This is a genomic window from Phenylobacterium sp. (genome assembly GCF_004299445.1).
GTDB lineage: Bacteria > Pseudomonadota > Alphaproteobacteria > Caulobacterales > Caulobacteraceae > Phenylobacterium.
In genome coordinates, this window is record NZ_SCTC01000065.1 from 50,574 (window position 1) to 61,965 (window position 11,392).

Genomic DNA, 11,392 nt, shown 5'->3' on the forward strand with positions numbered 1-11,392 from the left:
GACCCAGCTTGAGGGTCCGCGCCCCGGGCGCCTCCCCGCGCCCGCTCCGAAAACTAGGCAAATGACGAGGCCGGCGGCGATCCCGCACGCGCGCTCGGGAGGATTTCCATGTCTCGCAGAACCGCGCCCGTGCGGGCGTTCCTGATCGCCGGCGTCTCCGCCGCCGCCCTCACCGCCGCCGCCCAGCCGGCCTTGGCCCAGGCCACGGCCGCGGCTGACGAAACCTTCGAGATCGAAGAGCTGGTGGTCACCGCCGAGAAGCGCGAGCAGTCGCTGCAGGACGTCCCAGTCGCCGTGTCGGCCTTCACCTCGGAACGTCGCGACATCGCCGGCATCACCGGCATCCAGGACTTCGTGAACTTCACTCCCGGCATGAACTACTCGGGCACCGACCGCGTGTCGCTCCGCGGCGCTGGCCGCAACACCTTCTATATCGGCAACGATCCGGGCGTGGCCTCATACTCGGACGGCTTCTATTCCGCCTCGTCGTCCGAGCTGTTCAAGACCCCGCTCTTCATCGAACGCACCGAGATCCTGCGCGGTCCGCAGGGCACCCTGTACGGCCGCAACGCCATCGGCGGGGCGATCAACCAGGTGTCCAAGCGCCCCTCCAAGGAGTTCGGCGGCGAGATCCGCGCCGGCTACGGCAACTACGACCGCACCAAGCTCGAGGGCGTGGTCTCCCTGCCCGTCGCCGACAACCTCCGCTTCAAGGTGGGCGGCAGCCAGGACCACCAGCGCGACGGCTTCATCAAGAACATCGGCGGCGCGAACGAAGGCGCCAAGATCAAGCGCACCTACTTCGAATTTCAGGTCGAGGCCGAGCCGACCGAGAAGCTGGACATCTTCGTCCGCTACAACCGCTCGAGCTGGGACGACACCCTGGGCGTCGGCGACCGCCTCGCCAACCTGACCACGCCCTACGACACTACCCGCGTGTTCGGCCTGATCGGCTCGCTGCAGGTCAACCCGCAGTTCGGCTACACGACGCCGAACCCCGGCGTCACCGACCCGTACGTGCAGAACACCAACACCGACGGCTACGGCCAGCTGCGCGGCAACCACGTGCTGACCACGACGGTGACCTACGACCTGGGCTTCGCCGACCTGAAGTACATCGGCGGGTTCCAGCAGTACAATTATCAGACCGGCGGCGACAACGACGGCACCAGCCGCACTGCGGGCATCCCCGGCATCCTGGCCGGCCAGCTCTACTTCCCGACCCAGACGACGGATTTCAACGAGCACAAGCGCTACTACTCGAACGAGATCAACCTGACCTCGAACGGCGACGGCCCGCTGCGCTGGATCCTCGGCGTCTACCAATACGAGGAAGAGTATCGTCAGCGCATCCAGCTGGGGAACCCGAACCAGGCCGCCCTGGCCAACCCGCTGACGCTCGCCGGCACGCCGGCCGCGCCGAACCCCCTGCGCAATTACGTCGACAACCAGGCGACCCTGAACTCCAAGGCCTACGCCGTGTTCGGCCAGGCCACCTACGCGTTCAACGACCAACTCGCCCTGACGGCGGGCCTTCGCTACACGAAGGACAAGAAGAGCGGCACCGAGTTCCAGCGGCTGATCATCCAGTCGCCGGGCATCGCGGGCGGCGCCTTCGCCTTCGACGTGTCCAGCGACATGGATCCCACGACCCCCGGCGTGCAGAACTTCCGCGCGCTGAAGGACAGCTGGGACGCCGTTACCGGCGTGCTGAACCTGGACTGGACCCCGGACGCCGACACCCTGGCCTACGCGAAGTACAGCCGCGGCTACAAGTCGGGGGGCTTCCTGCTGGGCACTCTGGCGCCCGATCCGCAAGCCGACGAGGAACAGGTCGACGCTTTCGAGCTGGGCCTGAAGAAGACCATCGCGCGCCGCTTCCAGATCAACGCCGCGGCCTTCTACAATGACTACACCGATCTGCAGCTGAATCTGTCGCAGCTGAACGCGGCCGGCACGGCGGCGGCGAACAACTTCGTCAACGTCGAAGCCGAGGCCTACGGCCTTGAGCTGGAAGCCATCTGGAAGCCGATCGACAACCTCGACCTGTCGGCCAGCTACGGCTACCTGCACACCGAGATCACCAAGGGCTGCTGCTTCTATGACCCGGCGGACCCGGGCGCGCTGGACCCGAACGTGACCCCCTCGGGCGGCTTCGTCGTCTCGAATGGCACCCGTCTCGTGTTCCAGACCCTGGAAGGCTCGCGCATCTACCAGTCGCCGAAGCACAAGTTCGCCGGCAACGCGAACTACACCTTCGAGTTCGACCCCGGCTCGCTGATCCTGTCGGCGACGTTCACCTGGACGGACGAGACCTACTACCAGCCGTTCAAGAGCGCCGCGAACAAGGTGAAGGGCTATGACGTCACCGACTTCCGCGCCCTGTGGAACGACGCAGACGACCGCTTCACCATCATCGGCTACGTCAAGAACGCCTTCGACCAGAAGGGCTTCACGTCGAACGGTTCGACCACGCCGACGGCCATCTTCGACGTCCCCGGCTCGGGCTCGGCGCCGAACATCACCCAGACCCGCACGGCGATCACGCGCGGCCTGATCCAGCCCCGCACCTACGGCGTGGAGCTGCAGTACCGCTTCTAACGTCCTGTTTAGTGGCGCTTTCCTCCCTAAGAGCCACCACTGCGGCGGCGGACCCAGGTCCGCCGCCGTCTTTCTATCCGCCCGCGCGTTTTTGACACCCGCGTAAATCTCGCCGGACTTAACCTCTGCTCAAGTGCTAGCCCACAGAATGGGTACCTGAGGTTTCCTGAGTATCGGCGTCATGTCCCTGCCTGAGTTCCTTGCAGACCGCGTTGCAGCCGAAATCCGTCAGCAGATGGATGGCGTGCTCGCGCTCACCGAACAGCTTGCCCGCCAGCGACTGACAGCGGACGGCGAGGCGTGCGTCGCTGGGGTCAGGTCTGCGGCCGAGGGCGTGAGCCGGATGGTCGATGCGGGGCGCGATCTGAAGGCGGTGGTCAGGCAGGGCCTCACGCCCGACCTCGGACCCGTTGTCCTGCGCGAGATCATGGACGAGATTCAGGAGCGCTGGCAGCCGCGCGCCGCCGCCAGCGGCGTAACCCTATTGGTCTCCTTCGACGGCGAGCCTGACGTCTCGGCGATCGCCGACCGCAACCGTCTCCTGCAGATCTTCGACGGCTTCATCGGCGAAGCCGTGGCCGCCCAGGCCCGCGGCGCGATCGAGGTGGGCTTGTCGGTCGAAACCGGACCCGACGGCGTGCGCCTGGAAGGCCGCGTGCGCGGCCCGCGCGACACAGGCTGGGACAGCCAGGACATCGAAAGCCGAATTCGCAACATCGCCGAGCGCCTGGGCCTGGAGGTGGCGCTGGGCGCCATGCTGGCCCGCCACGTCCTGTCCGGGATGAATGGCCGGCTGCGCAAGGAAGCCAACGCCGGCGCTTCCGAGACTGTTTCCTTTGAGATCGATCTCTCGCCGGTTGTCGAAGAGGCCGCAGCGCCCGCCGAAGACACCGGCCGCGCCGCCCACATCCTCGTGGTCGACGACAACGCCACCAACCGCATGGTCGCCCAGTCGCTGGTCGAGATGTTCGACTGCACCAGCGAGTCGGCCGAGGACGGCGAGGAGGCTGTGGAAGCCGCCCAGACGGGTCGCTTCGACCTGATCCTCATGGACATCCGCATGCCGCGGATGGACGGGGTGGCCGCCACCCGCGCCATCCGCGCCCTGCCCGGTCGCCTGGGCGCTGTTCCGATCATTGCGCTGACCGCCAACGCCGATCCCGACGACGCCGAGGGCTACCTCGCCGCCGGCATGAACGGCGTGGTCGAGAAGCCGATGAAGCCCGAGCACCTGCTTCAGGCGCTGCAGCAGGCGCTGGATCCCGGCTCGTCCGCAGCCGCCGCCTAAGTCCCGTTACAACTGCAACTTTTTTGCGGCGTCGGGGCCTATTGCGCCCCTGCCCGCAATCCCCTAGGTCGCAGGCTCCTGTTTCGGGGGAGATTTATGTCCGAGGCGAAGACGGATCCGACGCCGTCCCTGGAGGCCGTGCGCCAGCGCATCGATGCGCTGGACACCGAGCTCCTGCGCCTTGTCGACGAGCGCGCGTCGCTGGCCCGCGTGGTGGCCCAGGCCAAGAAAGCCGCCGGCGACGGCGACAAGTTCGCGCTGCGCCCGGCGCGCGAGGCTCAGATCCTGCGGCGGCTGATCGGGAGCGAGCGTAAGGCCGCCAGCCCTTCGCTGATCGTGCGCATCTGGCGCGAACTGATCGGCGACAGCCTGGCGGGACAGGGTCCGTTCCACATCAGCGTCTGGGGCGGCAAGGACCCGGGCCGCGCGGTCGAGCTGGCCCGCCACCGCTTTGGCGCCGCACCCCCGTTGCGCCAGTTCGCCAAGCCCGAGGACGCCATCGCCCAGGCCCGGACCCAAGGCGGCGTGGCGGTCTGCGCCATCACCCCCGACAACGCCTGGTGGGGCCGTCTCCTGGCCGAGCCCGAGGTGAAGGTGTTCGCCGCCCTGCCCTGCCTCGCCGCCTGGGGGCCGATGTCGGCTCTGGCGATGGCGGCCGTCGAAGTCGAGCCTACCGGAAACGACCGTACCTATTGGGTGACGGACGCGGCCGGCCCCGCCGGCGCCGTCGAAGACGCCCTGAGCCGCGACGGCGTGGCTGCCGACCTAGTCGTCGAGGCCAACGGGCTGAAGCTCTTCATGCTGGCCGGCTTTTATCAGCGCAACGATCAGCGCCTCGCCCGGGCGCCAGGGCGTCTGTCGGGCATAATCGGGGCTGCGCCGGCGCCGCTCGACGTGTAATGGTGCGATTGGTTTCAATTGTAACGATCTGACCATGCCCGACAGCCGCGATACCTCCCTCGACCGCGCCGGCGCCAAGCGCCCGCTCCCCAAGCCCGGGATCATGGACATTCATGCCTATGTGCCGGGCAAGGCCCAAGCCGAAGGCGTGGAGAACCCGGTCAAGCTGTCGGCCAACGAGAACATCCTGGGCTCAAGCGAGCACGCGCGCGCCGCCTATCTGGCCCACACCGGTGATCTGCAGATGTATCCCGACAGCCGCACCACGATCCTGCGGACCGCCATCGCCGAGCGGTTCCGGCTGGAGCCTGAGCGGCTGATCTTCGGCTGTGGCTCGGACGAGGTGTTCGCGCTGCTGAACCAGACGTTCCTGGAGCCGGGCGACAACATCGTGCAGGGCGAATACGGCTTCGCGGCCTTCGCCATAGGCGCCCGAGCCTGCCAGGCCGAGGTGAAGCTGGCGAAGGAGCCGGGCTACCGCATCGACGTCGACGAAATCCTGAAGGTGGTCGACGATCGAACCCGCCTCATCTTCCTCGCGAACCCGGGCAACCCGACCGGCACCTGGATCCCGTTTTCCGAAGTGCTGCGCCTGCACGCAGCGCTGCCTCCCAGCGTCGTGCTGGTGCTGGATGGCGCCTATTCCGAGTTCGCTACCGACCCTGCGTTCCAGGACGGTCTCGACTTCGCCCGAGGCACGGACAACGTCGTCGTCACCCACACCTTCTCCAAGCTGCACGGGCTTGCCGCCTTGCGGGTGGGCTGGGGATACGCGCCGCCCGAGATCGCGACCGCGGTCGACCGCATCCGCCTGCCCTTCAACACCTCGATCGCCGGACAGCACGCGGCCGTCGCCGCGCTGGCGGACGAGGACTTCCAGAAGCGCTCAATCGAGCACGTCGAGCGGTGGCGGGCCTTCCTGGCCCAACAGATCGGCGGCCTGGGCCTTGAGGTCGTAGGACCGTCGGCCACCAACTTCGTGCTGGTGGGCTTCCCCAAGACGCCGGGCAAGACGGCGGCCGACGCGGACGACTTCCTGAGCCGCCGGGGTCTGCTGACCCGCCGGGTGCTCAACTACGGACTGCCCGACCACCTGCGCGTCACCATCGGGCTCGACGAGCACAACCGCGCCGTCGTCGAGGCGCTCGCCGAGTTTGTGAAGGGCTGACAGATGCGGACGCCGGTCTATGCGCGGATGGCCGTCATCGGCTGCGGCCTGATCGGGTCGTCGTTGGTCCGGGCCGTCCGCGAGGCCGGCGCCGCGGGCGAGATCGTGATCGCCGAGACGTCCGCCGCCGCCCGCGAGCGGATCGAGGCGCTGGGACTCGCCGACCGGGTCACTGCGGACGCCGCCGACGCTGTACGGGACGCCGACCTGGTGGTCTTCGCCGTTCCGGTGATGTCGATGGAGGCGGCAGCCCGCGCGGCGGCGCCGGGCCTGATGCCGGGCGCGACGGTGACTGACGTCGGCTCGGTGAAGGGTCATGTCGCAGACGCCCTGGCCGCCGCCTGCCCCGACAGCGTGTTCGTCGTGCCGGGCCACCCGATCGCCGGCACCGAGCAATCGGGGCCCGACGCGGGGTTCGCGGAGTTGTTCCAGAACCGCTGGACCATCCTCACCCCCCTCGCCCGGGACGATGGGCCCTATCGGGAGGCGGTCGCGCGGCTGGCGCTGCTGTGGACCGCGATCGGCGCACGCGTCGAAGAGATGGACGCACGGCACCACGACCTCGTGCTCGCCATCACCAGTCACCTGCCCCACCTGATCGCCTACAACATTGTCGGCACAGCCGCCGACCTGGAGGGCGTGGCCGAGGCCGAGGTGATGAAGTACTCGGCGGGTGGCTTCCGCGACTTCACCCGCATCGCGGCGTCCGATCCCACCATGTGGCGCGACGTGTTCCTCACCAACAAGGACGCCGTGCTTGAGGTGCTGGGCCGGTTCACCGAGGACCTGCAGGCCCTCTCCCGCGCCATCCGCTGGGGCGAGGGCGACAAGCTGTTCGAGCTGTTCAGCCGAACCCGCGAGATCCGACGCGGCATCGTGGCCATGGGCCAGGAAAGCGCCGAGCCGAATTTCGGCCGGGACCGCGGCAAGCACTGATCCGCCACAATCGGGCAATATCGACGCAATACGTGACCGGCTCACTCGCAGCCTGATCGTGGGAGGATTCGAGATGCGCAAGATCATGTTCGCGGCGGTCGCCGCGGTCGCCCTGGCCGCCGCGGGCGCCGCCTCGGCCCAGATGCCGGCCCCGGCCGATATCATCAAGAACTGGGACAAGAACGGCGACGGCGCCGTCGACAAGGCCGAGTGGACCGCCGCGGGACGGCCCGCAGAGCGCTTCGACGCGGTCGACGCCAACAAGGACGGCAAGGTCACCGCCGCGGAACTCGAAGCCGCGATGGCCGCAATGCGCCAGCGGGGCGGCTGAGCGCCAGTCTCGGAAGGGTCGGGTCGATTGGCCTTCGACCGTCCGAATTGCTCTGGATCATCGACCGAGGGTCGGTGAGAATCCCCTAGTACGGCGATGAACCGCCAGCCGTCTGCACGGGGTTCCCATGAAGAAGCGTCGACCCGATCTCGCGGCGGACGCGCGGTTGGCGGCCGTGCTGGACAATGTCAGCGACGCATACTTCGCGATCGATCAAGGCTGGCGGGTGGTGCTCTTCAACACGGCCGCGGAAGCGTTCTTCGGCGTGGATCGGGAGAGCGTGCTGGGGCGCGATTTCTGGCAGCTCTTCGGGCGCAGCCGCGAGACGCCTTATGCCCGCGCACTTGAGGCGGTCATGGCCGAGCGCAGATCGACGCGCCTGACCCAGCCGTCCAACATGCGGCCGGGCCGCATGGTGGAAATCCGCATCGCGCCCCTGCCTGATGGGGCGATCGGCGTCTCGACGCACGACATTACCGCGCTGAGCAAGGCCGAAGAGGCTGCACTCCTGAACCAGCAACGGCTGGATCTGGCCGTCAGCGCGCACCGCATGGGAATCTTCGACTGGGAATCCTCAAGCGCAAGCGTGATGTGGAACCCGGAGATGGCGGCGCTTCTGGGGCTGGACCCCGGAACGCTCGGCGGCACGGTCGAGATGCTCCGCGCGATGATACCAGACGAGGACCTAGCCGTGCTGGACTCTACGATGCGCAATATCATGGCCTCCGGCGCAGCGACCGCCGCTTACGAGTACCGCGTCAGGCGGCCGGACGGCGCGATCCGCTCGCTCGAGGGCGCTGCGCGGCTTCTCTACGGCGCGGAAGGCAAGGTCGCGCGGGTCGTTGGAACGAACATCGATATCACACAGCGCAAGACTGCGGAGACGCACCAGCGACTGCTGCTGAACGAGCTGAACCATCGCGTGAAGAACACGCTCGCCATCGTTCAGGCGATGGCGCGACAATCGCTCCGCGGGGACGGCCTGCCGCAGGAGGCATGGGAGGCCTTCGAAGGGCGGCTAGCAGCGCTCTCGGCGGCGCACAATGTACTGACGGAGCGGAGCTGGGAGTCGGCGACGATCGCCCAGATGGTCGCCGTCGCGACCGCGCCCTACGAAGACGGCGGGACGCGGTTCAGCGCCGACGGCCCCTCCGTCAATCTGGAGCCGAAGACGGCCGTGGCCCTCGGTCTGGCCCTGCACGAGCTGGCGACCAACGCGTCGAAGTACGGCGCGCTGTCCACGACGGCCGGCCGCGTGGCGGTGCGTTGGACGCGATCGGGAAAGCACCTGCGCCTCACCTGGACCGAGACCGGCGGGCCCCCGGTAACGCCGCCCGAGCGGTTCGGTTTCGGGGGCCGCCTGCTGAGGCGCGGACTCGCGGAGGAACTGCAGGGCGCGGTGCAGTTGAATTTCCGTCCCGAGGGGCTGGTCTGCACGATGGAAGCGACGCTGAACGAAGCGTGATCCGCCGGTCGCCTAAGCGGGCGGGGTCAGGAACTCGCCTACCTGTTCAATCGCCTCGACCAGGGTCACGCGCTGCAGCTCCACCCCATGCGGCAGGCTGGAGAACAGGCGGGTGGGCGAGCTGGCGTCCAGCATGACGAAGCAGCCCTTGTCGTCGGCTCTCCGGATCAGGCGGCCGAAGGCCTGGGCGATGCGGGCGCGGGCGATGGCGTCGTCGTAGCTCTTGTTCCCGAAGCGGGCGCGGCGCGCCTTGTGCAGTATGTCGGGCCGAGGCCAGGGGATGCGGTCGAAGACCAGCAGCCGTAGCGAGCGGCCCGGCACGTCCACGCCGTCGCGGATGGCGTCGGTGCCCAGCAGGCAGGCGTCCTCCTCGGCGCGGAAGATGTCCACCAGCGCGCCCACCTCCAGCGGGTCGACATGCTGGGCGTAGAGGGCCAGGCCCTTGTCGGCCAGTGGCGCGGCGATCCGCTCGTGCACGGCCCGCAGCCGGCGGATGGCGGTGAACAGGCCCAGCCCGCCGCCGCCGGCCGCCAGGAACAGCTCGCGCATCGCCGCCCCGATCTGGCGCGGGTCGTCCCGGCTGACGTCGGTGACCACCAGGCAGCGGGCGTGGGCGGCGTAGTCGAAGGGCGAGGCCAGCTTCAGCGTCTTGGGCCGCTCGGGCAGGCGGGCGGCGCCGGTGCGCATCTCGGCCAGGGCGAAGGGGTCGTCCAGCGTCGGGTCGGCCAGGGTGGCCGAGGTGACCAGCACCCCGTGCGCCGGCGCCAGGACGGCGTTGGTCAACGGCTCGGTGGGATCGACCCAGTGGCGGCGGCAGGCGGCGTCGACCACGCGGCCGAACATGAAGTTGGCGTCGAACCAGTCGACGAAGTCGGGGTCGTCCTCGGCGTTCTCATCGATGGCGGCCAGCATCGAGCGCCAGGCCGGGAGCTGCATCCTCGCCCTACGGTCGAGTCCTCGCAGGGCGCCCTCTATGCGTGCACGCTCGGAGCCGGAGAGGACCTCGGCGTCGACGTCCAGGACGTCCTCCAGCGCGCGGACCAGGGCCAGCAACGGCGCCTCGACGCGGGCCAGGGCGGCGGCGGCCTCGCGGGCGGTCTCGCGCACCAGGTCCAGCGCCGGGCGCGCGGCGCATTCCATGCCCACGTCCGAGGGCGCCGCGCGGGCCCGCAGCTGCTCGATCACCGCCACCAGGAAGGCCTCGATCGGCCCCACCGGACCCACCTCGCCGTTGGGCGGCGCGATGCGGCCGCTCCACCCCTCGCCCGGCAGCGCCGAGGCCCCGCGGATCGCCTCGTCCAGCGCGCGGCGCGCCTCCTCCCGGTCGCCCAGCATGTCGGACAGGCGAGCTTCCAGCCCCCGCCCCCGCCGGCCACGCCCCTCGGGCCCGCGGATCCAGCGGCGCATCTCGGCCGCCTCCTGCCCCGACAGCGCGGCGGAAAACGCGCTGTCGGCCGCGTCGAACAGGTGGTGGCCCTCGTCGAACACGATCCGGCGCAGCTGGGTGGTCTCGGTGTCGCCCTTGCTGCCGCGCGCCGCCCGCGCCCCGTCGAACGCCGCCTGGCTCATCACCAGGGCGTGGTTGGCGATGACGATGTCGGCGCGGCGCGAGCCCCGGATCGCCTTCTCCACGAAGCACGAACGGTAGTGGGCGCAGCCGGCGTGCACGCACTCGCCGCGCCGGTCCACCAGGTTGGCCGCCGACGCCGCCCCCGTCGCCCCCACCGAGAACAGCGTCGGCAGCCAGGCCGGAAAGTCGCCGCCGGTCATGTCGCCGTCGCGGCTGGCCCGCGCCCAGCGGGCGGTCAGGGCCAGCCCCACGAGATCGGCGCCGCCCAGGTTCGCCGCGTTCACCTGGTCCTGGAAGTTCAGCAGGCACAGGTAGTTCTCGCGGCCCTTGCGCACGACGGCCTTCTTGGCGCGCACCGTCTCGTCGGGCCAGATGGCGCGGCTCTCGCGCTCGATCTGGCGCTGCAGCGCCCGCGTATAGGTCGAGACCCAGACGGCCGGCCCGTTGGCCTCCGACCACAGCGAGGCGGGCGCCAGATAGCCCAGCGTCTTGCCCACGCCGGTGCCCGCCTCGGCCAGCATCATGTTGGGCTCGCCCTCGCGGTCGCGCGGCTGGAAGACGAAGGCGCTCTCGGCGGCGTAGTCGGCCTGGGCCTCGCGCACCTCGGTGTGGCCGGCGCTGGCCAGCAGCGCGCGCAGCCGGTCGGCCGCCGCGCCGGCCGCCACGGGCTTCGAGCCGGGCTCGCCGGGCGGCGCCTCGGCCTCCCACTCGGTGAGGCGCTGCCAGATGTCGAGGCCGGATGAGCGGAACTGGTTGCCCGCCGGCGCCGAGCGCAGGGCGCCGATCACCGCCGAGCCCCAGGGCCACCCGCCCCGCGCCAGGGTCTCGGCGACGGCGAGGGCTTCTTCCCGGGAGGGCGTGGGCGCGGCGGCGAGTTCGGACAGCAGCGTCCGGGCGGCGAGCTGCAGCGTCGCGGCCTGGTCCTCGGGCGTGCGGGGGATGGGCAGGTTCAGCGACTGGGCCAGGCCCACGGCGCTGGGGGCGGCGAACTGGGCGGGCCGCGCGAAGGCGAACAGCTCCAGCACGTCGAAGATGCGGGGCGTGCGCGGCGGGGCGTTGAGGCCGAGGCGGCGCGCGGTGAGCGAGGCGTGGGCGACGAGGACGGGGGCGGAGAGAAGGAGGTCGCGGGCGTC

8 protein-coding genes are annotated in these 11,392 nt (G+C 69.7%); 7 read left to right on the forward strand and 1 reads right to left on the reverse strand.

Translation table 11 applies throughout. From position 1 onward, the window contains the following. Positions 1 to 108 precede the first annotated feature (108 nt). The 7 genes from EPN98_RS17850 to EPN98_RS17880 all read left to right on the forward strand — a co-directional run bounded on the left by EPN98_RS17850 (position 109) and on the right by EPN98_RS17880 (position 8,689). Complete coding sequence (locus tag EPN98_RS17850; RefSeq protein ID WP_293364272.1) at positions 109 to 2,601, forward strand: TonB-dependent receptor; 2,493 nt, start codon at positions 109 to 111, stop codon at positions 2,599 to 2,601. A 181-nt stretch (positions 2,602 to 2,782) separates the two neighbouring features. Further along, a complete protein-coding gene (locus EPN98_RS17855; RefSeq protein ID WP_293364273.1) occupies positions 2,783 to 3,889 on the forward strand; it encodes a response regulator in 1,107 nt (368 codons plus the stop codon). Between the two features lie 96 nt (positions 3,890 to 3,985). Continuing rightward, positions 3,986 to 4,789: a chorismate mutase gene (locus EPN98_RS17860; protein WP_293364274.1), complete on the forward strand. Its 804-nt coding sequence runs from the start codon at positions 3,986 to 3,988 to the stop codon at positions 4,787 to 4,789. Between the two features lie 34 nt (positions 4,790 to 4,823). Further along, complete coding sequence (locus tag EPN98_RS17865; protein WP_293364275.1) at positions 4,824 to 5,957, forward strand: histidinol-phosphate transaminase; 1,134 nt, start codon at positions 4,824 to 4,826, stop codon at positions 5,955 to 5,957. A 3-nt stretch (positions 5,958 to 5,960) separates the two neighbouring features. Beyond that, the gene (locus EPN98_RS17870) at positions 5,961 to 6,893 is read left to right on the forward strand and encodes a prephenate/arogenate dehydrogenase family protein (RefSeq protein ID WP_293364276.1); all 933 of its coding nucleotides are present in this window, start codon (positions 5,961 to 5,963) and stop codon (positions 6,891 to 6,893) included. A gap of 73 nt (positions 6,894 to 6,966) precedes the next feature. Beyond that, on the forward strand, positions 6,967 to 7,224 hold the full coding sequence (locus EPN98_RS17875) for an EF-hand domain-containing protein (RefSeq protein WP_293364277.1): 258 nt from the start codon (positions 6,967 to 6,969) through the stop codon (positions 7,222 to 7,224). A gap of 166 nt (positions 7,225 to 7,390) precedes the next feature. Next, positions 7,391 to 8,689, forward strand: coding sequence for an HWE histidine kinase domain-containing protein (locus EPN98_RS17880; RefSeq protein ID WP_293364278.1), 1,299 nt, complete (start codon positions 7,391 to 7,393; stop codon positions 8,687 to 8,689). A 12-nt stretch (positions 8,690 to 8,701) separates the two neighbouring features. Here EPN98_RS17880 and EPN98_RS17885 read toward each other — a convergent pair. After that, a partial coding sequence (locus EPN98_RS17885) for a helicase C-terminal domain-containing protein (protein ID WP_293364279.1) occupies positions 8,702 to 11,392 on the reverse strand: 2,691 nt, incomplete at its 5' end.

Bases quoted from the DNA above. Each gene is read 5' to 3' on its own strand.
- EPN98_RS17850 (WP_293364272.1), top strand. From the start codon at position 109: ATGTCTCGCAGAACCGCGCCCGTGCGGGCGTTCCTGATCGCCGGCGTC.
- EPN98_RS17855 (WP_293364273.1), top strand. From the start codon at position 2,783: ATGTCCCTGCCTGAGTTCCTTGCAGACCGCGTTGCAGCCGAAATCCGT.
- EPN98_RS17860 (WP_293364274.1), top strand. From the start codon at position 3,986: ATGTCCGAGGCGAAGACGGATCCGACGCCGTCCCTGGAGGCCGTGCGC.
- EPN98_RS17865 (WP_293364275.1), top strand. From the start codon at position 4,824: ATGCCCGACAGCCGCGATACCTCCCTCGACCGCGCCGGCGCCAAGCGC.
- EPN98_RS17870 (WP_293364276.1), top strand. From the start codon at position 5,961: ATGCGGACGCCGGTCTATGCGCGGATGGCCGTCATCGGCTGCGGCCTG.
- EPN98_RS17875 (WP_293364277.1), top strand. From the start codon at position 6,967: ATGCGCAAGATCATGTTCGCGGCGGTCGCCGCGGTCGCCCTGGCCGCC.